24 protein-coding genes are annotated in these 22,531 nt (G+C 68.1%); 15 read left to right on the plus strand and 9 right to left on the minus strand.

Going from position 1 to position 22,531, the window contains the following annotated elements; genetic code table 11:
* Positions 1–2 precede the first annotated feature (2 nt).
* The 8 genes from PJB24_RS11470 to PJB24_RS11505 all read left to right on the plus strand — a co-directional run bounded on the left by PJB24_RS11470 (position 3) and on the right by PJB24_RS11505 (position 7,212).
* Positions 3–878, plus strand: coding sequence for an MBL fold metallo-hydrolase (locus PJB24_RS11470; protein WP_273846006.1), 876 nt, complete (start codon positions 3–5; stop codon positions 876–878).
* Complete coding sequence (locus PJB24_RS11475; RefSeq protein WP_273846009.1) at positions 875–1,675, plus strand: enoyl-CoA hydratase-related protein; 801 nt, start codon at positions 875–877, stop codon at positions 1,673–1,675. The genes PJB24_RS11470 and PJB24_RS11475 overlap by 4 nt, the downstream gene beginning before the upstream one ends.
* The gene (locus PJB24_RS11480) at positions 1,672–3,642 is read left to right on the plus strand and encodes an ATP-binding protein (protein WP_273846011.1); all 1,971 of its coding nucleotides are present in this window, start codon (positions 1,672–1,674) and stop codon (positions 3,640–3,642) included. The genes PJB24_RS11475 and PJB24_RS11480 overlap by 4 nt, the downstream gene beginning before the upstream one ends.
* Positions 3,643–3,660: 18 nt before the next feature.
* A complete protein-coding gene (locus PJB24_RS11485; protein ID WP_273846013.1) occupies positions 3,661–4,014 on the plus strand; it encodes a hypothetical protein in 354 nt (117 codons plus the stop codon).
* A gap of 18 nt (positions 4,015–4,032) precedes the next feature.
* Entirely contained in the window at positions 4,033–4,743 is a 711-nt protein-coding gene (locus tag PJB24_RS11490; protein ID WP_273846015.1) for a Crp/Fnr family transcriptional regulator, read from the plus strand.
* Positions 4,744–4,798: 55 nt separating this feature from the next.
* The gene (locus PJB24_RS11495) at positions 4,799–5,158 is read left to right on the plus strand and encodes a hypothetical protein (RefSeq protein ID WP_273846017.1); all 360 of its coding nucleotides are present in this window, start codon (positions 4,799–4,801) and stop codon (positions 5,156–5,158) included.
* A 193-nt stretch (positions 5,159–5,351) separates the two neighbouring features.
* Positions 5,352–5,618, plus strand: coding sequence for a hypothetical protein (locus PJB24_RS11500; RefSeq protein ID WP_273846019.1), 267 nt, complete (start codon positions 5,352–5,354; stop codon positions 5,616–5,618).
* A 64-nt stretch (positions 5,619–5,682) separates the two neighbouring features.
* On the plus strand, positions 5,683–7,212 hold the full coding sequence (locus PJB24_RS11505) for an amidase (protein ID WP_273846022.1): 1,530 nt from the start codon (positions 5,683–5,685) through the stop codon (positions 7,210–7,212).
* On the opposite strand, the gene PJB24_RS11510 is transcribed toward PJB24_RS11505, so the two are convergent.
* Positions 7,209–8,039 (minus strand): phosphoenolpyruvate hydrolase family protein, encoded by an 831-nt coding sequence (locus PJB24_RS11510; protein WP_273846025.1) that lies wholly within the window; start codon positions 8,037–8,039, stop codon positions 7,209–7,211. The two genes, PJB24_RS11505 and PJB24_RS11510, sit on opposite strands and share 4 nt — an antisense overlap.
* Positions 8,036–9,277 (minus strand): Tm-1-like ATP-binding domain-containing protein, encoded by a 1,242-nt coding sequence (locus tag PJB24_RS11515; RefSeq protein WP_273846026.1) that lies wholly within the window; start codon positions 9,275–9,277, stop codon positions 8,036–8,038. Before PJB24_RS11515 ends, PJB24_RS11510 begins: the two co-directional genes overlap by 4 nt.
* 136 nt (positions 9,278–9,413) lie before the next feature.
* Between PJB24_RS11515 and PJB24_RS11520 the strand changes: the two genes are divergently transcribed.
* The gene (locus PJB24_RS11520; RefSeq protein WP_273846027.1) at positions 9,414–10,310 is read left to right on the plus strand and encodes a hydroxymethylglutaryl-CoA lyase; all 897 of its coding nucleotides are present in this window, start codon (positions 9,414–9,416) and stop codon (positions 10,308–10,310) included.
* A gap of 6 nt (positions 10,311–10,316) precedes the next feature.
* Positions 10,317–11,234, plus strand: coding sequence for a ribokinase (rbsK, locus tag PJB24_RS11525; RefSeq protein WP_273846029.1), 918 nt, complete (start codon positions 10,317–10,319; stop codon positions 11,232–11,234).
* Between the two features lie 3 nt (positions 11,235–11,237).
* Here rbsK and PJB24_RS11530 read toward each other — a convergent pair whose 3' ends face one another.
* The 7 genes from PJB24_RS11530 to PJB24_RS11560 all read right to left on the minus strand — a co-directional run bounded on the left by PJB24_RS11530 (position 11,238) and on the right by PJB24_RS11560 (position 17,557).
* Positions 11,238–12,485: a YeeE/YedE family protein gene (locus PJB24_RS11530; RefSeq protein WP_273846031.1), complete on the minus strand. Its 1,248-nt coding sequence runs from the start codon at positions 12,483–12,485 to the stop codon at positions 11,238–11,240.
* Positions 12,486–12,636: 151 nt separating this feature from the next.
* Positions 12,637–13,278 (minus strand): flavin reductase family protein, encoded by a 642-nt coding sequence (locus tag PJB24_RS11535; RefSeq protein WP_273846035.1) that lies wholly within the window; start codon positions 13,276–13,278, stop codon positions 12,637–12,639.
* Positions 13,279–13,310: 32 nt separating this feature from the next.
* Positions 13,311–14,030 (minus strand): esterase/lipase family protein, encoded by a 720-nt coding sequence (locus PJB24_RS11540; RefSeq protein ID WP_273846037.1) that lies wholly within the window; start codon positions 14,028–14,030, stop codon positions 13,311–13,313.
* A 36-nt stretch (positions 14,031–14,066) separates the two neighbouring features.
* On the minus strand, positions 14,067–14,684 hold the full coding sequence (locus PJB24_RS11545) for a MarC family protein (RefSeq protein ID WP_273846039.1): 618 nt from the start codon (positions 14,682–14,684) through the stop codon (positions 14,067–14,069).
* Positions 14,685–14,726: 42 nt separating this feature from the next.
* Positions 14,727–16,001 carry an MFS transporter gene (locus PJB24_RS11550; RefSeq protein ID WP_273846042.1) on the minus strand — a complete coding sequence of 425 codons (1,275 nt, stop codon included), beginning with the start codon at positions 15,999–16,001 and terminating at the stop codon, positions 14,727–14,729.
* A gap of 100 nt (positions 16,002–16,101) precedes the next feature.
* Positions 16,102–16,656 carry a hypothetical protein gene (locus tag PJB24_RS11555; protein ID WP_273846045.1) on the minus strand — a complete coding sequence of 185 codons (555 nt, stop codon included), beginning with the start codon at positions 16,654–16,656 and terminating at the stop codon, positions 16,102–16,104.
* A gap of 160 nt (positions 16,657–16,816) precedes the next feature.
* On the minus strand, positions 16,817–17,557 hold the full coding sequence (locus PJB24_RS11560; protein ID WP_273846047.1) for a lipoate--protein ligase family protein: 741 nt from the start codon (positions 17,555–17,557) through the stop codon (positions 16,817–16,819).
* Between the two features lie 33 nt (positions 17,558–17,590).
* On the opposite strand from PJB24_RS11560, the gene cofD reads away from it, so the two are divergent.
* The 5 genes from cofD (at position 17,591) to PJB24_RS11585 (ending at position 22,530) form a co-directional block, all read left to right on the plus strand.
* Positions 17,591–18,604, plus strand: coding sequence for a 2-phospho-L-lactate transferase (gene cofD, locus PJB24_RS11565; protein WP_273846049.1), 1,014 nt, complete (start codon positions 17,591–17,593; stop codon positions 18,602–18,604).
* Positions 18,604–19,185 (plus strand): 2-phospho-L-lactate guanylyltransferase, encoded by a 582-nt coding sequence (gene cofC, locus PJB24_RS11570; protein ID WP_273846090.1) that lies wholly within the window; start codon positions 18,604–18,606, stop codon positions 19,183–19,185. Before cofD ends, cofC begins: the two co-directional genes overlap by 1 nt.
* A gap of 5 nt (positions 19,186–19,190) precedes the next feature.
* Positions 19,191–19,925, plus strand: coding sequence for a coenzyme F420-0:L-glutamate ligase (cofE, locus tag PJB24_RS11575; RefSeq protein WP_420541935.1), 735 nt, complete (start codon positions 19,191–19,193; stop codon positions 19,923–19,925).
* A gap of 234 nt (positions 19,926–20,159) precedes the next feature.
* Entirely contained in the window at positions 20,160–20,918 is a 759-nt protein-coding gene (locus PJB24_RS11580) for a phosphoadenylyl-sulfate reductase (protein WP_273846052.1), read from the plus strand.
* Complete coding sequence (locus PJB24_RS11585) at positions 20,905–22,530, plus strand: nitrite/sulfite reductase (RefSeq protein WP_273846054.1); 1,626 nt, start codon at positions 20,905–20,907, stop codon at positions 22,528–22,530. The genes PJB24_RS11580 and PJB24_RS11585 overlap by 14 nt, the downstream gene beginning before the upstream one ends.
* The last annotated feature ends 1 nt before the right edge of the window (position 22,531 follow it).

Raw genomic sequence — 22,531 nt, forward strand, 5'->3', positions numbered from 1 at the left:
CGATGCTGCGGGTGGAGTTCCTCGGGACGGGAGGTGCGATCACCACGCCGCGTCCCCTGTGCCGCTGCCGGGTGTGCGAGGAGGCGCGGAGGAGGGGCATCCCCTACAGCAGGATGGGCCCCGCGCTCTACCTGCACGGTCCCGACCTGCTCGTCGACACGCCCGAAGAGATAAAGCTCGAGCTCGAGCGCTCGCGCGTCGAGCGGGTGGGCCGCTGCATCTACTCCCACTGGCACCCGGACCACGTGATGGGCCGCCGCCTCTTCGAGACGATGAACCAGGACTGGCTCGGACGCCCGCCGGAGAGCGGGCTCACCGAGGTCTACCTGCCGGAGAAGGTCGCCCGCGACTTCCGCAGGTATCTGGGGAGCTGGGGGCACCTCTCCTTCCTCGAGGACGTCTACGGGGTGGTGCGGCTGATAGAGCTCGCGGAAGGTGAAAAAATCGAGACGAACGGGTTTCGCATCACCCCGATAGAGCTGGCGGAAGACGGGGTCTACGCCTTCCTGGTAGAGGGAGGGGAGCGCCGCGCCCTCGTCGCACCGGACGAGCTGAAGGGCTGGGACCCGCCTGAGCCGGTGCGGGGGGTAGACCTGGCGGTCTTGCCGAAGGGGCTCGCAGAGTTCGATCCTCTGACGGGAGAGCGGCACATCCCCGAGGGTCACCCGGTGCTCAAGATAGAGGCCACCTTCGAGGAGACGCTCGGCATCGTGCGCAGGCTCGGAGCGAGGCGCACCGTGCTCACCCACATCGAGGAGATGGACGGGCTCTCCTACGACGATCTGCTCGAGGTGGAGGAGAAGCTGCGTGGCGAGGGGATGAACCTCACCTTCGCCTACGATACCCTGCTCTTGGACGCCTGGGAGGAGGAAGATTGAAGACCTTGGGCTACGAGAACCTGCGGCTCGAGATAGACGGCGGGGTGCTGCGCGTCCTGCTCGACAGGCCGCGGGTGCACAACGCTCTGAACCCGGCACTGATCGGGGAGATTGCCTCCTGCTTCGAGGAGGCCGCACGGGACGATGCGGTGCGCGTCGTCGTGCTCTCCGGGGAGGGGAGATCCTTCTGCGCCGGGGCCGACGTGGGCTACATGCGCCAGACCGCCCGCTTCTCCCACGAGGAGAACGTAGAGGACGCGAGACGCCTCGCTGCGATGTACCGGGCGATAGACCGCTGCCCCAAACCGGTCGTCGGGCGCGTCTTCGGGGCCGTGGTCGGCGGCGGGTGCGGGCTCGTCGCCTCCTGCGACCTGGTCGTCGCGGCTGAGGATGCCTGGTTCGCCTTCACCGAGGTGAGGCTCGGGATCTCCCCGGCGACGATCGCCCCGTTCGTGGTGCGCAAGATCGGCATCTCCCACGCCAGGGAGCTCTTCCTGAGCGGCTCCCGCTTCGACGCGGGAAGGGCCCGGGAGATCGGGCTCGTGCACGAGGTGTCCTCCGCGGAGGCGCTCGACGAGGCGACGGAGCGGGCCGTCTCCCGGCTTCTCAAAGGGGGCCCCAGGGCCCTCGCGGCGACCAAGGAACTCCTGCGCGAGCTCGAGGAGCATCCGGAGGAGGCGACCGAGAGGATGGCGGGCTGGATCGCCCGGCTGCGCGGGGGAGAGGAGGGGCAGGAAGGGCTCGGTGCTTTCCTGGAGAAACGCGAGCCCGCGTGGAGGGAGGAGGTGAGCCGTTGAACCCGCCGTTCGATAAGCTGCTCGTCGCCAACCGGGGCGAGATCGCCGTGCGCGTCATCCGGGCCTGTCGGGAGCTCGGCATCAGGACCGTGGCGGTCTATTCGGAGGCCGATGCCGGCTCCCTGCACCGGCGGCTCGCCGACGAGTCGTACCCGATAGGCCCCGCTCCGGCGACCGAGAGCTACCTGAACATAGAACGCATCGCCGACGTGATCCGCAGAAGCGGCGCCGACGCCGTGCACCCGGGCTACGGCTTCCTCTCCGAGAACGCCGCCTTCGCCCGGGCGGTCGAGGAGGCGGGGGCGGTCTGGGTCGGGCCGCCGCCGGAGGCGATGGAGGCGATGGCCCTCAAGACCCGGGCGAAGGAGCTCGCGCAGCGGGCCGGGGTTCCGACGGTGCCGGGCTTCATGGACCCGGACGCCGACGACGAGAAACTCGCCGGGGCGGCCCGCGAGATCGGGTACCCCGTCCTGATCAAAGCCTCCGCCGGCGGCGGTGGGCGCGGGATGCGTGCCGTCGCGGACCCGAAGGAGTTCCCGGAGGCGGTGCAGAGCGCCCGCAGGGAGGCCGCCTCGGCTTTCGGGGACGGCTCGGTCTTCCTGGAGAAGCTCATAGAGCGCCCGCGGCACATCGAGGTGCAGGTGATCGGCGACAAGCACGGCAACGTCATCCACCTCTACGAGAGGGAGTGTTCGATCCAGCGCCGCCACCAGAAGATCGTCGAGGAGGCCCCCTCCCCGGCACTCGACGCGCAGAAGCGCGAGGAGGTCTGCGCCGCGGCCGTCCGGCTCGCCCGCGAGGCGGGTTACTACAACGCGGGCACCGTGGAGTTCCTCTTCGACGGGGAGAACTTCTACTTCCTGGAGGTGAACGCCCGGCTGCAGGTCGAGCACCCGGTGACCGAGTTCGTGACCGGGATGGACCTTCTGCACCTGCAGATCGCCGTCGCCGCCGGGGAGCGCCTCCCGGTCTCCCAGGAGGAGATCGCGCTGCGCGGCTCGGCGATAGAGGCCCGCGTCTACGCCGAGGACGAGGCCGGATTGCCCTCGGGGGGCGAGCTGCTCGCCTGCGAGCTTCCCGAAGGCCCGGGCATCCGCAACGACGCGGGGTTCGAGGCCGGGGACGTGGTGCCGCTCAACTACGACCCGATGCTCGCCAAGCTCATCGTCTGGGCTCCGGACCGCAGGCGGGCCGTGAGGAGGCTGCGCCGGGCGCTCGCGGACTACACGATCCTGGGTCCCGCCTCGAACCTGCCGCTGCTGAGGAGGATAGCCGCGGAGCCGGATTTCCTCTCCGGGGAGACCCACGTTTCCTTCCTGGAAGAACACGGGCTCACCGGTGCGCCCACCGGGCCGCGCCGGGTGCCCGGGGAGGCCGTCCTGCTCGCGGCCGCCGCCGAGACGTCTTCTTCTGGTGGCGTCGTCGATCCTTTCGATTCCGGTCCCTGGCGCGGCGGGGGCTGGGAGCTGCGCTACCTGCTCGAAGGGGAGGAGCGCAGGGTCGGGGTGCGGCGTGCCGCGGGTGGGGCGCTGCGGGTCGAGTCGGACGGGAAGGTGAGCCTCCTGGAGGAGGTGCGCGTCGCTGATGGACGCATCAGCGCATCCTGTGACGGGAAGATCCTTGGGGGCAGCTTCGCGCATGACGGCGGCGTGCTCTTCGTCTCCCTGGAGGGGGAGAGCTACCGGTTCGTACGGCCGGAACCGCTCCGGGCGGACGGCGGGGGCGGGACCGGCGCTTCCGGACGTACCAGCCTCACCGCCCCGATGCCGGGCACGGTGATCAAGGTGTTCGCCGCCGAGGGCGAAGAGGTCGTTGAAGGGCAGCCGCTGCTGGTGCTCGAGGCGATGAAGACCGAGCAGACGGTCTCCGCCCCGTACGTCGGCAGGGTGAAGAGGATCCCATTCTCTGAGGGAGACGTCGTTCCGGGGGGAGCCGTGCTGGCGGAGATAGAACAGGAAGGGGGGTGAGCCTGGGCGGGGGCTGGTATGCTTGAAGAGAGCCGCCCGGATGCGCCGGATGGTCGGCGAGGAGGCGGAGGTTGCCAGTTCGGGCTAATCTCCGGCGGGCCGGGGTGTGGGTTGCCCGGCGAAGTGCGCATCCTCGGCTTCATCCTCTGTCCCGGGCACGCCAGCAGGCTGTACCTCGAGGACAGGATAGCCTCCCTGCGGGCGGTGATGCTGCAGCTCGGGTTGTGCATCGAGGCCGGGGAGCGAGGGAAGCTCTCCGGGACCGAGACCGCGCGACTCAGGGCGCGGCGCGAGCGGGCGCGCGCCCGCCTCGAGGCTGCCGAGAAGGCGCGCAGGGGTCTGGAGATGGATCGTGATCCCGAGAGCCGTTGAAGAAGGGGTGAGGGCGTATTGGGAGTTCCGGAAGAGAAGATACGGATTCTCTCCCTCACGGACATACTCGAACCTCTCTCCCGCCATGAGGTCGAGGAGCTCGGACGCCGGCTGCCGGACATGGAACTGTCGCCCGGGGAGCTGCTCTACGCCCCCGGCCAGAAGAGCGAGATCCTCTTCATCCTCCTCCGGGGGAGGGTGAGGATATACAAAATGGTCGGCAGCCGCGAGCTGACGCTTGCGGTGCTCGGGGCCGGCACGGTCTTCGGTGAGATGTCGCTCACCGCCCAGCGTATGCACGACTCGTTCGCCGAGGCCACCGAGCCCTCTGAGGTGAGCCTGCTCGGCGTCGAGGACTTCAAGGAGCTCGTCCTCTCCCACCCCGAGGTGGGCCTCCGTGTGGTCGAGCTTCTGGGGGAGAGGCTCCGGGTGCAGGAGGAACGCCTCGCGGAAATCGCCCTCAAAGCCGTACCTGCCCGGCTCGCGAGCCTGATCCTGCGACTCGTGGAAGCGGAGGGGGTGGTGAAGGGCGGTGTCTACGAGGTTGACACCCCCTACACACATCGGGAGCTGGCCACGATGATCGGGGCGAACCGGGAGGCGGTCACCAAAGCGCTCGGCGGTCTGCGCCGGGCCGGGATGATCGAGGTGCGCAGGCGCCGCATCCGGGTGAAGGACGTCGAGGCCCTGGAGTTGGTCGCCGGGCGCGTCCCACAGGATTTTCCATGAATGGTGCCCAAGGATACTTACCCCTCTCCCGCGCTGCTGCAGAATAGCCGAATCCATGTCAGAGTTCGTACGAGATGGGATTCGGGCGGGGCGCAGTGGGGAGCTGCCGGGTTGTGGTTCTTACTGGCTGCTCTTCTCCGGTGGCGCTGGCACGCCCCCGATCTCTCTGGAAGGCGGGACCCTGCCGGTCTTTAGCACCGCCGGGGAGGCGATCTGCTTCGCGCTCGTCGAGGGGCTACAACCCGGCTGGATTCCCAGGGGAGTACCGGCGGAGGAGCTGCGGTTGCAGCTCCTGGAGGGCTCGCTCGGCAGCTTCACCAGGTTCGCACTGGATCCCTGGCCGGGGAGTGCCTCTGACGGAACGATAGCGCTCGTGAGCATCGAACGGGAAGCTTTCCTTGGGGGAAGAATATGATATTCGTCTCGTTGTATCCCCGGATACGTGAATAATGGAAGTCCAGGTGCATAATATAAAAAGCGCCGACCCCCTTGGAGTTTGCGTCGTCGCAACGCCCGAGCCGGCGCGTCCGGCGCCCCGCAACCGTAGGTCCTGAGGCGGGGTGCCGGACCTCTCCGGTGTGTCGGATGAGATGGTACGAGGTACGGTCATGAGTCTTCCGCGACTTCGTCGCTGCGAGGGTTATCTGAACCTCGATGGAACCCTCAGGGACGCGGTGGAGTTGCTCGATCTCGCGCTCGTCAGGACGCGGGCCTCGTACGGCCGGGACGAACGGCTAAAGGAAGAGGTAGCCGGCATCCTGCTCGACGCGCGAGAGAGGCTGCTCGCCGTCGCGGGAGGGGGGACTGCGAACGGAACGGACGGCCGCATCGCGAAGGCCGGCGTTGACAGAGAGAGGGTGCCTGCGGGGAGTTGATCCGGCGCCTCCTCTTTGCTAGCTTGCCCGTGAGGGCGAGTGGCGGAGAGGAGGACCGGTACACATGGTGAGCACGAAGCCTTCGGTCGGTCAGGTGGAGGAGATCGGAGGCCGCTTCGGGCTGCATCTGGAGAGGGAGGATGCGGCCTCTTTCGCGGCGTTGATGGAGGCGACGCTCTCCACATCGTACCGCAGGCTCGACGAGCTGGCCGAGCCCGTACCCCGGGTGAAGTATCCCAGGAGCGGCGGCTACCGTCCCGACCCCGCGGAGAACCCTCTCGGGGCCTGGTACTACAGGTGCTCGATAAAAGGCGTCGGGAGCGGTCTCCTCTATGGAAAGCGCCTTGCGATAAAGGACAACGTCTGCGTCGCCGGGGTGCCGATGATGAACGGATCGGCCACGCTCGAGGGGTACGTCCCCGAGTTCGACGCGACCATCGTCACCCGCATCCTGGACGCCGGGGGTGAGATAGCGGGCAAGGCCGTCTGCGAGCACCTTTGCTTCTCCGGGGGGAGCCACACCTCGGACACGGGGCCCGTGCGAAACCCCCACGACCACGCTCGCTCGGCGGGCGGTTCGTCGAGCGGGAGCGCGGCGCTGGTCGCCGCCGGAGAGGTGGACATGGCGATCGGCGGGGACCAGGGAGGCTCTATACGAATCCCCTCCTGCTGGTGCGGGACCTACGGCCTCAAGCCCACCTACGGGCTGGTCCCCTACACCGGGATCTTCCCGATAGAGCTCACTCTCGACCACACCGGCCCCATCGCCGCCAGCGTCCACGACGTGGCGTTGCTCCTCGCGGTGGTCGCCGGGGAGGACGGGCTCGACCCGCGCCAGAGGAACGTGCGGGTCGGGGACTATCTGGGAGCTCTGGAGAGGGGCGTGGAGGGCCTGCGGGTGGGCGTCGTCGAGGAGGGGTTCGGCCTACCCGGCCTCTCCGAGGAAGACGTGGACGAGACGGTGCGGAGCGCGGCGCAGAGGTTCAGCGAGCTCGGGGCGGAGGTGCGCCGGATCTCCATCCCGATGCACCGCGACGGGATCCACGTCTGGAACGGGATCGCCATCGAGGGAGCGACCGAGCTCATGGTAAAGGGCAACGCGCTCGGCACCAACTGGTCCGGTCACTACCCGACCTCGCTGCTCGAGGTCTACGGGCGGGGCAGGCGGTTGCTTGCGGACGAACTCTCCGAGACCGTCAAGCTCACGATGCTCCTCGGTGAGTACGTGCGCGAGCGCTACGGAGGGCGCTACTACGCGAGGGCGCAGAACCTGGCGCGCAGGCTCAGGGCCGCCTACGACGCGGCGCTCGGGGAGGTGGACCTGCTCCTGATGCCGACGCTCCCGATGAAGGCGACGGAGATACCCGCCCCGGATGCCCCGCGCGAGGAGATCATAGCCCGGGGACTCGAGATGATCCCGAACACCGCCCCCTTCGACGTGAGCTGGCACCCGGCGATGAACGTTCCCTGCGGGGTTTCGGAGGGGTTGCCCGTGGGCATGATGCTCGTAGGCCGGAGGTGGGACGAGGAGACCGTGCTGCGCGCCGCGCGGGCGTTCGAGAAGAGCGGGGCCTACACGCCCCCCTCGCTCTAGACGGAGCCCGGTGCGATCCCCTTGAAGCGCCGCATGTTCTCGGTGATCGCGACCTCCGTCGGCAGCCGCTCCACGCTGGAGGCCCCGAAGAAGCCGACGACCCCGCTGGTGTTCTCGAGCACGTAGGCCGCATCCTCGGGGGTGGCGATCGGGCCGCCGTGGCAGAGGACGAGCACCTCCTCGTTCACCTCCTTCGCCGCGTCGTGCATCGCCTGCACCCTGCGGGCTGCCTCCTCGATCGAGAGCGCGGTCTTCGCCCCGATCGTCCCGGAGGTGGTGAGCCCCATGTGAGGGACCAAAACGTCCGCCCCGGCGGCGGCCATCCTGCGCGCCTCATCTTCGTCGAAGACGTAGGGCGCGGTCAGGAGGTCGAGTTCGTGGGCCTCCCGGATCATCTCGATCTCGAGCTCGAAACCCATCCCGGTCTCTTCCAGGTTCTGCCGGAAGTTGCCGTCGAAAAGCCCGACGGTGGGGAAGTTCTGCACCCCGGAGAAACCCATCTCCCTGAGCTGCTTCAGGAAGTTGGGCATGAGCCTGAACGGGTCGGTGCCGCAGACCCCCGCGAGGACCGGCGTGTCCTTCACCACCGGCAGCACCTCGGAGGCCATCTCGACGACTATCGCGTTGGCGTCCCCGTAGGGCAGAAGCCCGGCGAGCGAACCGCGCCCGGCCATCCGGTAACGCCCGGAGTTGTAGATGATGATCAGGTCCGCCCCGCCCGCCTCGGCGCACTTGGCCGAGAGTCCGGTGCCGGCCCCGGCCCCTATGATGGGCCTGCCGCGCTCGACCTCTTTCCGCAGCCGTGCGAGCGCCTCTTCTCTTTTCATCTCGTCTCCTCCTGCTCTTCATTCCTCCACGACCTGTAATTTTGGTCCAGCTTCTTGGCCATCTCTCGCGCGAAGGCGGGGTCGTTTATGTTGGCCTCGCTCTCGACGACCTCGACGTTCCCGGAGAGGTTCTCCAGCAGGGCCTCGAAGAGCGCCCCGTCGGCCTCGGGGTCGTGGAAGGGCTGCCCCTCGCGGTCGATGGCGGAGAGTCCGCCGCGCGGCACGAACAGGGTCGTCGGGCCCCGCGCGGCGCTCAGCTTGCGGGCGATCGTCCTGCCGAGCTCGGCGCACTCTTCGGGGGTCGTGCGCATCAGGGTGACCGTGGGGTTGTGCTCGTGGAGCCTCCTGTTCCGGAAGCGCTCCGGCACCGTCTCCCTGGGCCCGAAGTTGACCATGTCCAGGGCGCCCAGAGAGACGACCTGCGGCAGCCCGAGCTCGCCCGCCGCCTGCAGCCGGTCGGGGCCCGCGGAGAGCACCCCGCCGACTAGCTCGTCGGCGAGCTCGGTCGTCGTCAGGTCCAGCACACCGGTGATGAAGCCGTCGCGCATCAGGGCCTCCATCGAGCGCCCGCCGGTCCCGGTGGCGTGGAAGACCAGAACCTCGTAGCCCAGCTCCTCGAGCCGCTCCCGGGCCGCCTCGACCGCGGGCGTCGTCACCCCGAACATCGTCGCCCCGACGAGCGGGCGGTCTTCGCCGGCCCCCTGCGGAGCTTCCGCTCGGGCCATGCCCGCCGCCGCAGCCGCGGCGTTGGTGAGTATGCGGGCGGAGAGGCGGTTGATCCCGGAGATGTCCACGACCGAGTACATCATCGTTACGTCCGACGCCCCGACGTAGGGGCGGGTGTCGCCGGAGGCCATCGTGGAGACCATGATCTTCGGTACGCCCACCGGCAGGCTTCGCATCGCACCCGTCACGAGCGAGGTGCCTCCGGAGCCTCCGAGCCCGAGCACCGCGTCGAGCCGCCCCTCATCGTGGAGCCTGTGCACGATCTCTCCGGCCCCGCGCGACATCGTCCCGACGGCCGCGCCGCGGTCTCCCGCCCCCACCAGTACCTCTATGCTGGTCCCGGCGGCCCGTGCCACCTCCTCGCGGGGAATGTCCGGGGTCGCCTTCGGCTCGCCGAGCACCCCGGCGTCCACCAGGATCACATCCACCCCGAGCTCCCGCAGCCGCTCGCTCAGGAAAGCGTACTCCTCGCCCTTGGTGTCCAGCGTCCCCACGAGAACCACCGTCGCCATCCATCCTCCTCTCCCCGCTGTACGGTTGGTATCAGTATATCCCCGGGGGGTGACGATCCTCTGTTTCGTTGAACGATGGGTCAGTATCCTGTGATATAAGTTCAGGGGGTGGTTCCGGGTGAGAGGAGTGGATCCGATGCGCCACATAGAAGTCGTGGAGGTAGGGCCGCGCGACGGGCTGCAGAACGAGAAGACCGTGCTACGCCCGCAGATACGCGCCGAGCTATGCGAGCGGCTGGTCTCCGCCGGCGTGCGGCGGATAGAGGCGGCGAGCTTCGTCAACGAGGAGCTGGTACCGCAGATGGCCGGGGCCGAGGATGTCTTCTCCTCGCTGGTGCGGGAGCCCGGCGTGCTCTACTGCGGGCTCGTTCTGAACGAGCGTGGTTACGAGCGAGCGCTCGGTGCGGGTGTCGACGAGGTACGTTACGCCCTGCCGGTGACCGAATCTTTCGCCAGGCGCAACCAGAACACCACCGTCGAGGAGGCGCTCGACCTCGCGCTCCACCTGGTGGAGCGGGCCCGGCTCGACGGGGTGAGGGTCTCGGTAACCCTCTCCGTGGCCTTCGGGTGTCCTTTCGAGGGCAGCGTGCCGCAGGAGAAGGTCGTGGAGCTCGCGCGCGAGGTGGCAGCCGCCGGGCCGGACGAACTGGTGCTCGCCGACACCATAGGCGTCGCCGCGCCCGCGCAGGTGAGGGCTCTGATCGGGGAGGTCCTGGACCTCTGCCCCGTCGTCGGGTGCCACTTCCACAACACCCGCAACACCGGGTACGCCAACGCGCTGGCCGCGGTGGAGGCCGGGGTCTCGGTGCTCGATTCCTCGATCGGGGGCGTCGGCGGCTGCCCGTTCGCGCCGGGCGCGACCGGCAACATAGCCACCGAGGACCTCGCGTACCTCCTGGAGAGGATGGGGTACGAGACCGGCCTGGACCTCGAGCGTCTGATCTCCTGTGCCGGCTGGCTCTCGGTGCACCTGGGCAGGGAGCTTCCCGGGCAGCTCTACAGAGCCGGTGCCTTCGTCCGGGCCGCGGGGTAGACTCCCGTGCCGGACGTTCTGGTCGTCGGCTCGATAAACCAGGACTTCGTGCTCCGGGTCGAGCGCCGGCCGCAACCCGGGGAGACGGTCACTGGCGCCGAGCTCTCCCTGCACGGTGGGGGCAAGGGTGCCAACCAGGCCGCAGCCGCTGCCCTGCTCGGCGCGCGGGTCGCCTTCCTCGGCCGCGTGGGCGACGACGCCTTCGGGAAGGAGCTCGTCCGGGAGCTGGGGGAGACCGGGGTTGACACGAGCCTGGTCTCTTCCGCGGAGGGCGTTCACACCGGCACGGCGTTCATAACCGTCACCCCGGACGGGGAGAACGCCATCACGGTGGCCCCCGGTGCGAACCGTGCCCTGAGCCCCACCGATGTGGACCTGGCCTGGCGACGTCTCGGCGGGCTCTCGGTCGTCGTCTGCCAGATGGAGATACCCCTCGCCTGCGTCGAGCAGGCGGCCCGCCTCGCCCGGAAGAGCGGGGCCAGGTTCGTGCTCAACCTGGCCCCGCCGTCCCGTATCCCGGAAGACCTGCTGCGCTCGACCGATATCCTCGTCGTCAACGAGCACGAGGTGGCCTTCCTGCTCGGTCGGGAGGTCGAGGGCGTCGGAGGGGCTTCGCGGGCGACCGGAGAACTCCTCGCCCGCGGTCCCGGCTCCGCGGTGGTGACGCTCGGCGCCTCGGGGGCGGTCGTGGCCGCCCCCGGTGATGTACGCCACGTCCCTGCCCCCCGGGTGGAGGCGGTGGATACCACCGCGGCCGGCGACGCCTTCGTCGGGGCGCTCGCTGCCCGCTTGGCCGCCGGCGCGGACCTTGCGGGGGCGGTCTCCCACGCGGTTGCCGCGGGGGCCATCACCGTCACCCGCGCCGGAGCGAGAAGCTCGCTACCTTCGGCCGCCGAGGTGGGATCGCTCGTTCCCGACGTTTAGCACTCAGCAGGAAGAGTCTTCCGGCTTCGGGTTGGAGAGCCCGAAGAGCGGGCGCAGCCTCGTCCCGAGATAGGTTCCGGCGAGCGCCATCACCAGCCACAACCACCCGTGCAGGCTGAAGGAGGCAACCCCACCGAAGTACGCCCCGATGTTGCACCCGTAGGCGATCCTGGCTCCATAGCCCATCAGGATGCCCCCGACGATGGCAGCGGCCGCCGCCTTCAATGGAACGCGCCGCTGGATGGCGAAGGTGCCGCCCGCCGCGGCGGCGGCCATCGCCCCGAGTATGATCCCGAAGTCCATCACCGAGGTCACGTCGGAGAGGACGGGCGCATGCAGCGCGGCTGCCTTATCTCCGGACCAGTAGCTCCAGGATCCCACGTCGACTCCGACCGCCTGCGCTGCCTTCGACCCCCACAGGGCGAACGCGCTGGTTATCCCCCAGGGCTTGCCGCTGAGCATAAGGGTCGCGGCGTTGAGCACCGCGAGAGCCAGCGCCCCGGCCCACAGCGGCCACGTCCCGCGCACGGTGCGGGCCAGGCCGCTTGCGTGCGGTCGCGGAGCATACTTGGGGGACTGCTTCCTGCGTTCGACGGCGCGGCTTACCACAACAATCGCGGCCACGATGGCGAGCTGGATGACCACCGCACCGGCGTATCCGAAGCGGGTGTCGGCGAGAGAGATGGTCCTCCAGTTGAATGCCTCCTGGGTCCAGAAGCCCCAGTTCCAGGCCCCGAGCACCGAGCCGACGACGAACCCGAAAAGGGTCAGGACGATCCGGGTCTCACCGCCCCCGACCGTGTACAGGGAACCCGAGGCACACGCTCCGCCCAGCTGCATCCCGACCCCGAACATGAAAGCCCCGACCGCCACGCTGAGCCCGAGCGGATAGACGTACCCGCTCGGATGGATCCCGCCGACGCCGATCCCGTAGGCCAGAATCGGGGCGAAGAGCAGGCTCGCCGCCGCGATCATCAGCATGTGTGCCCGCAGGCCCGCTCCCTGCCCGACCGTCACGAGTTGCCTGAACGCGGATGTGAAGCCGAACCTCGCGTGGTAGAGCGCCACCCCGAGCAGCAGCGCGATCGCATAGAGGGCGAGCATCCTCGTCTCACCGACCCGCTCGACGCCGTAACCGAGCGCCGCGGCCACGACCACAGCCCCGGCGAGAACCCCGAAGCGGACCCGCGGTAGCCCCCCGGCTTCAGGGCTTCCCGGGCCGCCCGAAACTCTCCTTTCGACCTTCTGCATCGCTTTTTAAAACCCCCTTCGCCGAAAAACACTACATGATATATCGGGATTGGACCACGGCATCTTGGTCTGTCAAGCATCCGGGTATCCGGGAGGGGTAGTGAAGGAGAGAAGGTCTTCACACCCCGGCGGGGCGAAGAGGGTGCGGGCTTCAGCGGCGCTTTCTGCGGCGCAGGCCGCTCACCCGGGCGTCGTAGCCGCGCACCGCGTCCACGAACGCCCCCGGCCCTTCCGCGGGGGAGGGTGTGGGTCTCAGGGAGGGGTAGGTTCCCTCGTGGTAGACGAGCGGGCCTTTGCGCACGTCGCCGAGCCGCACCTCCACGACGCGCCCCAGGAAGAGGTCGTGGTCGCCTCCGGGGTAGACCGCTTCTATCTCGCACTCTATCGCGGCGAGCGCCCCGGCTGCCAGGGGAGCGCCGGTCGATCCGTAACCGCCGCCGAGTGAGTTCACGGCCTGAAGCCCACTCGATCTCTCCGGGGAGGCGAACAGCCTCGAGAGGCCCTCCTGGTCGTCGGCCAGGAGGTTCAGGGCGTAGTAGCCCTCCTCCTGCAGACGGTCGTGGATCCTGGCCTGCCGGTTCACGCTCACCAGCATGAGGGGAGGGTCGAGGGAGACCGAGATCACCGCGTTCGCCGTCATCCCTTCGGCCCGCTCTCCGCGGCCGGTGGTGAGTACGGTGACGCCCGTGGGGAAGTGGCGCATCGCCTCACGCAGCGAGGAACCCTCCGGGGGAAGGATCTCCCAGAGCGGGTCTTCTCTCTTCCTGCTTCCAGGATCGTTTCCCTGGGACAATGGCTCTCCGATCTTCGTCTGCTGTTTCGAGGCTACCGCGCGCTTCCGTCCTCCGCAAGAGGAGTTCGCCCGGGGGACTCACCGTACCACCACAGCGCGACCGTCTCCGGGTCCGAGCCGTACCAGCGTCCCAGGCCCACGTGGTGGAAGACGCCATCGAGCATTATCCTCTCTGAACCGGGCAGGAAGGCGCAGGAGACGGGGATCACTCCGTCCCCGCTGACCCGACCATCGTGGGTCACACGCTCGTAGCGCCGGCGCGCCCGGAAGGATTTCGAGCCGTCGACCGCGACCCCGACGACGGAGACGTAGTCTATGCCTGCGGTTTTGTGCAGCGCTCCCGGGAAGAGCCGGTTGATCTCCGCGATCGTCGCTAGGCCCCTCCTGTCGGCCACCACGTGCGGGCAGCCCAGCGTGACGAGGCGCGACACTCGCCGGTGACCCGAGTAGCGCCTGCCGCCATAGGGTTGGTCACCTCCGATGTAGACCCTGCAGGCTATGCCCCCGGCCGAGTGGCCGACGAGGGCGACCCTCTCCGCCCCGGTCTCCAGCAAGGCCCGATCTACCGTCCTGCCGATCGCGAAGACCAGCTGGCCAAAGCCCCGGAACGCTCCCATGATCCAGTCGAGCGGCGTCATCGGTACCACGTAGACCGGGGCGCCGGAGACCTCCCGGAGCGCACGGGCCAGGGACGTGTACCGCCACGGCCACGACATGAACCCACCTACGACGACTATCGGATCTCTCGACATACCCTGTTGAGTATATACGCTCAGACGGTTGACTCTCTAGACGCGCAGCACCGGCCGCAGCCCGTCCAGGACGAACTGCACGGCCAGCGCCGCGAGCAGCACCCCGAGTATCCGCGAGATCACGTCCGAACCAGTCTCGCCGAACAGGCGCATCACCCTTGGCGCCAGCAGCAGCGATCCGAGTACCAGCAAGAGCACGAACGCGAGCACGCCGAGAAAGACAGCGGTCTCCACCGGACTGCTACCGCCCGTGTAGAGCAGGACGGTAGTTATCGCTCCCGGCCCGGCGATGAGGGGTATGGCGAGGGGGAAGACCGAGATATCGCTCTTTACCACCGGGCCTTCCTGGTTCTGGGTTTGGGATGGGTGCCCCAGGGGATGCCCGAAGACCATGTCGAGCGCGGTCAGGAAAAGAAGGATGCCCCCGGCTATCCTGAAGGCCGGCATACCTATCCCCAGCGCTGCGAGAAGCCCGTCTCCTATGAACGCGAAGACGAAGAGTATGGCTGCACCCAGGAGGGTGCCCCGCACGGCCGCCTCCCGCTTGTAGCCACTGGGGGAACCCCGGGTGAGGGCGGCGAAGACCGGGGCGAGGCCGAGCGGGTCGACCACCACCAGCAGCGTCACGAAGGAGTTGAAGATCAGCGCAAGCATACCGGGGCGATTATATCCCCGATCCTGCCGCTCTCCAGTGTCTCAGGAGACCCTGCCCGCCTCGCCCTTGCCGAAGCGTACCCCGCGTGCCTCGCCGCCGAGCGCCGTCACCACCGCCACCCCGATTAGGACGGGAATCGTGACCGCCAGGAGACCGAGCGCGTAGTTGCCCCCTGTGCTGCTGGCGATCGCCGATTGCAGCGGCAGGTTGAGCGCGGCCAGGAGGTTCCCGAGCTGGTAGGTGACGCCAGGGAAGAAACCCCGGATCTCGTCGTAGGACATCTCGGTGAGGTGCGCCGGGATCACGCCCCAGGCCCCCTGCACCACGAACTGCATCAGGAAGGCCCCAGCCGCGAGGAACCCGGGCGAGGAGGAGAGAGCGAAGAGGGGTACTATCGGAATTCCGACGAGCGCCGAGGCGATGATCGCCCGCCTCCTGCCGATGCGCTCGGAGAGCGAGCCCACCACGATGCCGCCGATTATCGCTCCGACGTTGTAGATGACGGCGACGAGTACGGCCATATCGGAAGAGAACCCGTGTTGCTCCTCGAGGAAGGTGGGGTAGATGTCCTGGGTGCCGTGGCTCATGAAGTTGAAGAAGCCCATCAGGATTACCAGGTAGACGAACCGCCGAAGCACCGTCCGGTTGAACACCACCTCGCTGAGGCTGGTTCTGGTCTGGCGCATCCTCTCCTGGGTCTGCTCCCAGGCTTCGGACTCTCCCACCCGCGCACGGATGAACAGGACCAGCAGCGCCGGGAGTGCCCCGATGAAGAACAGCCAGTGCCAGCTCAGCCCCAGCAGCTGGGTCACCAGATAGAACATCAGAGCGGCGAGCAGGTACCCGAAGGCGTAGCCCTCCTGCAGCACGCCCGAGAAGAACCCCCGCTTCTCGGGCGGTATCTTCTCCAACGCGAGCGAGGCTCCGATGCCCCATTCTCCACCCATACCGATGCCGTAGAGGGTCCTCAGGACCAGAAGCATCGTCAGGGAATTGGAGAACCCCGTGAGGAACTCGACGATGGTGTAGAAGAGTACGTCCGCCATCAGAGGGAGGCGTCTGCCGAACCTGTCGGCGAGCAGCCCGAAGAAAAGAGCCCCGAAGGGCCGGGCGACGAGCGTGAGCGTCGTGGCGAACGCCACCTGCGTGACGCTGGCCCCGAAGGAGCTCGCAACCTCGGAGAGCACGAAGATGAGCAGGAAGTAATCGAACGCATCCATGGTCCAGCCGAGAAAGGCTGCTATGAACGCGTTGCGCTGGTCCGTGGTGAGCCCTCTAGCCTGTGAGAACAAACCGTGCCTCGGAACGGATGCCATCGGAAACTACCCTCCCTGGAAAAGCTGGCCCGCGAAAAACCTCTCCCTGCAAGGAAATCCCCGGGGAATACGAGAACTATATTCCTCTACGGACGGGTGGTCAACGCCCGGCCCCCTCGCTCACCCCCGCCTCTTCGGGCCACCGCCCGAAGTGTTCCACGTAGCGGTACAGACGGTCGAGCGGCAGGAGCGGGATGTCGTACCTCCGTGCGAGCCTCTCTATCCAGGCGGCCCGCCTCCCCGCCGGATCGTACCTTTCGGGGTGGCCGAGCTTGCCGAGCGCGAGGGGCTTCGCGTACTGTGCCCTCCAGTAGTGTCTGCCGTGGTAGACGCGTCCCCACCCCAGATACACGCAGAAGTAGGTGTCCCTGAACCTCTCCCCGATCTCGTTGTAGGCGTAGATGCCGCACACGCACTCGCGCGCCGGTGAGGTGTGGGGCGTGAGGAGCACCGCCGCCTCTTCGGGGACGAGCGCCGGCATGAGCGGGCGCAGGGCGCTCAGGAGCCTCTCCAGCGGGTATGGGCGGCAGGTGGCCACCGCCGCCTCGCCGGGGGCTATCGCACCCTGACCACGCCCGAGCCTCAACTCCGGCTCGGCGTGGGACCGCGGGACCCCGACGTGTCGGACGCCGAGGACGGGTATCCTGGAGGTCATCGCCGGGTTCGCCTCAGGAGGCGTCCTTCTGCGGTTCCTCCTCGGGCTGTTGCTCCGGCTCGGGGAGCAGGATGGTCCCCGGCTCCTCCTCCGGCTCTATGTTTTCCTCGCGTTCTCGCTCCTTCTGCTTCATCTTTCCTTCCTTTCCGCCTCCTCCACTTCAGGATAACGCCGCCGGGCTCCACGTGCCGACCAGCGAGCGTGCCCGGTGCGCGAGCTCCTCTTCGAGGGGGGACCGCAGCGCGCCGTAGCGCCGTTCGACCTCCCGCACGAGGGCCCGGCTCACCTCCGCGGCGCCCACGGGGAGATCTCCGATGCTTCCCGGCCTGAAGGGGAGGCCGAGCGCCCCGTAGAAGGCTTCCAGGACCGGGACGAGCTCCCGCGTGCGCTCGACCAGGATCAGCGCCTCCACCCGCGCGGCGTGCCGGGTCACCCTCTGGGCCAGACCCGCGACCTTCTTGCCGCCCGGGTCCCCTACCCTGACGGAGTATTCGCCGGGGCAGAACGCCCCCTCGACCTCACCGGTCTCCGCCGCGATCCCGAGGCGACGCAGCGCGCCGACGATGAGGGAGGAGAGCTCCGCGTAGCGTTCGTAGAGCCCGCTGCGCAGGTCTTCCACGGCGTACGTGATCGAGAAGGAGAGCGTCCCCTCGTTCGCGGCGACGGCCCCGCCCCCGGAGTTGCGCACGAGCGTGGGGAACCCCAGAGCCGATGCGGTCTTGACGGCCGCGGCGAAACCTTCCCTGCGGGCCTCGGGACGGGTGGCGGCGACGAAGGGACCGGAGGACCAGAGGAGGGCCGTCGGAGGGCGTCTTCCTGCGCCCACATCTTCGAGGATTGCCTGCTGCAGCCCAAACCCTTCTTCCGGGGTTTCGAGCCGACCGGCGGCGATGATCTCCATCCTGCTCCTCTCTCCTTCCGGTGCTCCGGCTCTTTGCTGAAGGTTGCGTTCTCCTCCGGTGCTAAGATAGCAGCCTGTGACGATGCGGAGGATCACAGCGGAGCCGTCGTGAAGGTCGTGGCGCTCGCAGGGGGGGTCGGCGGGGCGAAGCTCGCCTCGGGCTTGCAGGCGGTTCTCACCCCGGGAGAGCTCACCGTCGTGGTCAACACCGCCGACGACTTCTGGCTGTGGGGCCTTCGCATCTGCCCGGACCTCGACACCGTGATGTACACCCTCGCCGGGATCGCCAACCCCGAAACCGGCTGGGGCGTGATGGACGATACGTTCTTTGCGCTGGGCATGCTCTCCCGGTACGGGGAGGACGCCTGGTTCAGGGTCGGTGATAGAGACCTCGCGACCCACGTGCTGCGCACGAGCCTGCTGCGCGAAGGGGAGAGGCTCACGCAGGTGACCGCCCGCCTCGCTGCCGCGCTCGGCGTGCCCGGCCGGATCCTGCCGATGTGCGACGAGCCGGTCTCGACGCTGCTCTACACGCCCGCCGGGAAGCTCGAGTTCCAGGAGTACTTCGTCCGACGCGCCCAAAAGGACGAGGTGCTCGGGGTGGAGCTGCGCGGCATCGGGGAGGCCCGGGCGAGCCGGGAGGTGGAGGATGCAATCTCGGCGGCGGACGCTGTCGTGATATGCCCTTCCAACCCGGTGGTGAGCATCGGGCCCATCCTTTCCGTACCAGGTATGCGTCGGGCCCTCGCGGAGAGCGGTGCGCCGAAGGCGGCCGTGAGCCCGCTCGTCGGGGGCCGGGCGCTCAAGGGGCCCGCCGACAGGATGATGTCCTCGCTGGGCAGGGAGGCCTCGGCCCTCGGCGTCGCGCGGGAGTACGAGGGGGTGGTGGGGGGGATGGTGGTAGACCGGGCCGACGAGAGGGAGCGGGCCGGTATAGAAGATCTCGGGATGGAGGTTCTCGTCACGGATGCCGTGATGCGCTCGGAGGAGGACCGCGCGAGGCTTGCCGGGGAGGTGCTCGACTTCTGCGGGAGTTTGGGCGCGTGATGCGGCCCTTCGCCGCGGTACCCGTCAAGGATCTTCGCGAAACGAAGAGCCGGCTCGGTGGCGTGTTGCCGGCGGAGAAGCGTGCCGCCCTGACGCTGAGGACTCTGCGGCGGGTTCTCGGCGCCCTGCGAGGGGCTGAGATCGGGTCGGTCTGCGTCGTGAGCCCGGACGAGGGGGTGCTCGGGGTCGCAGGGGAAGAGGGTGCCCACCCCCTGCACCAGAGGAGCGCGGGCCTGAACCCGGCGCTCGAGGAGGCGCGGGCGTGGGCGCTCTCCGGGGACGCCGGTTCCCTGCTCGTGCTCCCCTCCGATCTCCCCCTGTTGCAGCCGGACGATGTCGGGGTTTTGCTCCGATCCGCCGGGAGGGCTCCGGTCGTGATCGCCCCGGACCGCGCGCGCACCGGCACCAACGCACTGTTGCTCCGCCCTCCGGATGCCATGCCGTTCGCGTTCGGGGAGGGGAGCTTCGCCCGGCATATTCGTCTCGCGCGGGGGAGGGGGCTTGCCGTAGAGGTCTGCGAGCGCCCGAACCTCTCCTTCGACCTCGACACCGCGGCGGATCTGGAGCGGCTGGTCTCTTGAGCGGCATCTCCGTAATCCCGGTAGAAGGGCTCCCGGAGATCCAACCCGGCGACGATCTCGCCGCCCTGCTCTGCGCGGCCGTACGAGACGAGATCGCGCCGGGGGACATCCTCGTCGTAACCCACAAGGTGGTGAGCAAGGCCGAGGGACGGCTGCTCGACCTGCGCACCGTCGAGCCCTCGCCACTGGCGAAGAGCTTCGCCGCCGAACACGGCAAAGACCCCCGCCAGATCGAGGCGGTCCTGCGCGAGAGCCGGCGCATCGTCCGGATGGACCGCGGGCTCATCATCTCCGAGACCCGCCACGGCTTCGTCTGCGCCAACGCCGGGGTCGACGCCTCGAACGTCCCCGGAGAGGAAGTCGTATGCCTGCTCCCCCTCGACCCCGATGCCTCCGCCGCCCGGATCCGTCACCGGATCGCCCGGCTCACCGCCATCGACGTCCCGGTCATCGTCTCGGATTCCTTCGGGCGGCCCTGGAGGAACGGCATAACCAACGTCGCCATCGGCCTCTCCGGGATGAAGCCCTTCTCGGACTACCGGGGCCACCGCGACCCCTACGGCTACGAACTCTCCGCAAGCGTCCTCGCCTCCGCCGACGAGATCGCCGCCGCCGCCGAGCTCGTGATGGGGAAGACCGCCGCCGTGCCCGCAGCCCTGGTGCGCGGCTTCCCGTACACGCCGGGCGAAGGCGCCGCCTCCGAGATGGTCATGGACCCCGGCAGAGACCTCTTCAGATAGAAATTTTTCGAATCCGACAAAATTTATCGTGTTTTTTATTGACGGCCGGGGGTTCGTAGCCTAGTATTTTTCGCGTGAGATACGGAGCCGAAGAGCGGAGCACTCCTCTGGTGGCTGGGGGGCCGGGTTTGCGGCGAATGCGCGGGCGATGTAGCGTTCGCGGCTGAGACCGCATCGCTCCGGTAAGTTTCTTTCAATCGACACCCAAGCACTGCCTTTGTAGGGAGGATTTCTATGCCTGAAGCGAGGGTATCCAAACAGACGAGCCCGGTTTTGGACCGTGAGGAGCTGTTGCGGGAGGGGGGCGAACTCGAAGGCGAGAGTCCTCAGCGGGTGCTGCGCTGGGCTGCCGAGAGGTTTGGTGAGAGGCTTGCGCTATCGGTGTCTTTCGGTGGGGCCGAGGGGATCGTACTTCTGGACATGCTCTCCAGGATCACGGAGTCTGCCACGGTCTTCACGCTGGATACCGGCTTTCTCTTCGAGGAGACCGTCAGGTTCAGGGAGGAGACGATGTCGCGCTATCCCTCTCTGCGCCTGGAGGTGGTGAGGCCCGAGCTCTCCGTGGAGGAGCAGGTCGCGCGCTACGGGGAGAGGATGAGGAGCTGTTCGCCGGACCTCTGCTGCCAGATAAGGAAGGTCGAGCCGCAGAAGAGGTTCCTCGAGAACTACGACGCGTGGGTCAGCGGGATAAGGCGGGATCAGACGCCTTTCAGGGCCGACACCCCGGTGGTGGGGTGGGACGAGTTCTTCGGGGTGGTGAAGATCTCGCCGCTCGCGGCCTGGAGCCGGGATGACGTGATGCGGTACGTCGAGGAGCGAGATCTGCCGCTCAACCCGCTTCTTAGCAGGGGTTACAGGAGCATAGGGTGTGCTCCGCAGACCCGTCCCGTCTACGAGGGTGAGGATGAGCGGGCGGGCAGGTGGCCCGGGATGGAGAAGACCGAGTGCGGGATACACATCGTCAACGGGAAGGTGCGCCGTGCGGATTCTTAGGGAGAACGAGAGGCTCAACAACGTCGAGCGGTGGAAGCTCGAGCGCCACCCGCTCGACGTGCGTGAGGCCGTGCTCGAGGTCTACTCGAAGAAGGGCGTCGAGGCCATAGATGAGATCCCCGGCGAACACGAGCGCCTGAAGTGGGTCGGGATCTACCCGCAGAACCAGGGCGGCAACAACTTCATGCAGCGCATAAAGGTGCCCGGGGGCAGGCTCACGCCCGAGCAGGCGAAGGTCATAGGGCGCATAGCGCAGGATTTCGCCACGGGGCCTGAACCGAACCCCTACTTCGGGAACAATTTCCTGGATATAACCACCCGCCAGGACATCCAGATGCACTGGCTCCAGATAGAAGAGATCCCCGAGATCTGGCGCCGTCTGGAGGAGGTGGGGATGACCACCGTGCAGGCGTGCGGGGACTCGGCGCGCAACGTGGTCTGCTGCCCGGTCTCCGGTCTCGACCGGGAGGAAGCGTTCGACGCCTACCCGGTCGCGCGGGCGATAACCGACTTCTTCGTCGGGAACCGGGAGTATGCCAACCTGCCGCGCAAGTTCAAGATGAGCGTGACCGGCTGCGTCGAGGACTGCGCGCAGGCTGAGATCAACGACATCGGGATGGTCCCGGCGCGCCTGGAGGACGGCACGCTCGGGTTCAACGTGCGTGTCGGAGGAGGGCTCGGGGACGGGCCGAGGATGGCCACCGACATAGACGTGTTCGTCAGGCCCGAGGAGGCGGTCGAGGTGGCGCGCGGCATCGCCCAGCTCTTCGGGGAGCTCGGCAACCGCGAGAACCGCTGGACCTGCCGGATGCGCTACCTGGTGCAGGAGCTCGGCCCCGAGCGCTTCCGGGAGGAGCTCGAGGAGCGGGTATCGATCGGACTGCTCCCCGCCGGGGAGGAGCTGACGAAGAGATACCGGGGCGACCACCTGGGCGTGCACGAGCAGAAGGACGGGCGCTACTACGTCGGGCTCAACGTCGTCGTGGGACGGATGAGGGGGGAGGATCTCGAGGAGGCCGGGCGGCTCGCGGAGGAATACGGGAGGGATATCCGGCTCGCCAACGACCAGAACCTCATCATCACCGGCGTACCTGAGGAGAGGCTGGATGAGCTTCTGCGCGAGAAGCTCCTGGAGCGCTACTCCCCGAACCCCAAGCCCTTCGAGCGCGGGGTCGTCGCCTGCACCGGGAGCGAGTTCTGCCGGTTCGCGATCGTGGAGACCAAGATCCGGGCCGTCGAGTGGGCGCACGAGATGGATCGACGCTTCGGCGATGGGGTCGGGCAGGACGTGGTCCGGATGCACTTCTCAGGGTGCGCGGCCTCCTGCGCCCAGCCCCAGATCGCGGACATCGGCTTCCGGGGTGAGACGGCGAAGACGGAGGACGGTATCGTCGAGGGGGTGGACATCGGCCTCGGCGGCTCCCTCGGGGCGGATGCAGCCTTCATAGACTGGGTCGAAGGGGCCCGGCCGGTGGACGGGGTGCCGGACGCACTCGAGCGTCTGCTGCGGCGCTTCCAGCAGGAGCGGCGCGAGGGCGAGCGCTTCCACCAGTGGGCCCGCAGGAAACCCAACGCCGAGCTCAGGGCGATCATCCGGGAGGAGGCTGGCTGAA

The organism is Rubrobacter calidifluminis (genome assembly GCF_028617075.1).
Taxonomy (GTDB): Bacteria; Actinomycetota; Rubrobacteria; order Rubrobacterales; family Rubrobacteraceae; genus Rubrobacter_E; species Rubrobacter_E calidifluminis.

Excerpts from the sequence above, each read along its gene's own strand:
- PJB24_RS11470 (WP_273846006.1), top strand. The coding sequence starts at position 3 with ATGCTGCGGGTGGAGTTCCTCGGGACGGGAGGTGCGATCACCACGCCG.
- PJB24_RS11485 (WP_273846013.1), top strand. The coding sequence starts at position 3,661 with ATGCTTGAAGAGAGCCGCCCGGATGCGCCGGATGGTCGGCGAGGAGGC.
- PJB24_RS11495 (WP_273846017.1), top strand. The coding sequence starts at position 4,799 with ATGTCAGAGTTCGTACGAGATGGGATTCGGGCGGGGCGCAGTGGGGAG.
- PJB24_RS11500 (WP_273846019.1), top strand. The coding sequence starts at position 5,352 with ATGAGTCTTCCGCGACTTCGTCGCTGCGAGGGTTATCTGAACCTCGAT.
- PJB24_RS11505 (WP_273846022.1), top strand. The coding sequence starts at position 5,683 with ATGGTGAGCACGAAGCCTTCGGTCGGTCAGGTGGAGGAGATCGGAGGC.
- PJB24_RS11510 (WP_273846025.1), bottom strand. The coding sequence starts at position 8,039 with ATGAAAAGAGAAGAGGCGCTCGCACGGCTGCGGAAAGAGGTCGAGCGC.
- PJB24_RS11515 (WP_273846026.1), bottom strand. The coding sequence starts at position 9,277 with ATGGCGACGGTGGTTCTCGTGGGGACGCTGGACACCAAGGGCGAGGAG.
- PJB24_RS11520 (WP_273846027.1), top strand. The coding sequence starts at position 9,414 with ATGCGCCACATAGAAGTCGTGGAGGTAGGGCCGCGCGACGGGCTGCAG.
- PJB24_RS11530 (WP_273846031.1), bottom strand. The coding sequence starts at position 12,485 with ATGCAGAAGGTCGAAAGGAGAGTTTCGGGCGGCCCGGGAAGCCCTGAA.
- PJB24_RS11540 (WP_273846037.1), bottom strand. The coding sequence starts at position 14,030 with ATGTCGAGAGATCCGATAGTCGTCGTAGGTGGGTTCATGTCGTGGCCG.
- PJB24_RS11545 (WP_273846039.1), bottom strand. The coding sequence starts at position 14,684 with ATGCTTGCGCTGATCTTCAACTCCTTCGTGACGCTGCTGGTGGTGGTC.
- PJB24_RS11550 (WP_273846042.1), bottom strand. The coding sequence starts at position 16,001 with ATGGCATCCGTTCCGAGGCACGGTTTGTTCTCACAGGCTAGAGGGCTC.
- PJB24_RS11555 (WP_273846045.1), bottom strand. The coding sequence starts at position 16,656 with ATGACCTCCAGGATACCCGTCCTCGGCGTCCGACACGTCGGGGTCCCG.
- PJB24_RS11560 (WP_273846047.1), bottom strand. The coding sequence starts at position 17,557 with ATGGAGATCATCGCCGCCGGTCGGCTCGAAACCCCGGAAGAAGGGTTT.
- cofC (WP_273846090.1), top strand. The coding sequence starts at position 18,604 with ATGCGGCCCTTCGCCGCGGTACCCGTCAAGGATCTTCGCGAAACGAAG.
- PJB24_RS11580 (WP_273846052.1), top strand. The coding sequence starts at position 20,160 with ATGCCTGAAGCGAGGGTATCCAAACAGACGAGCCCGGTTTTGGACCGT.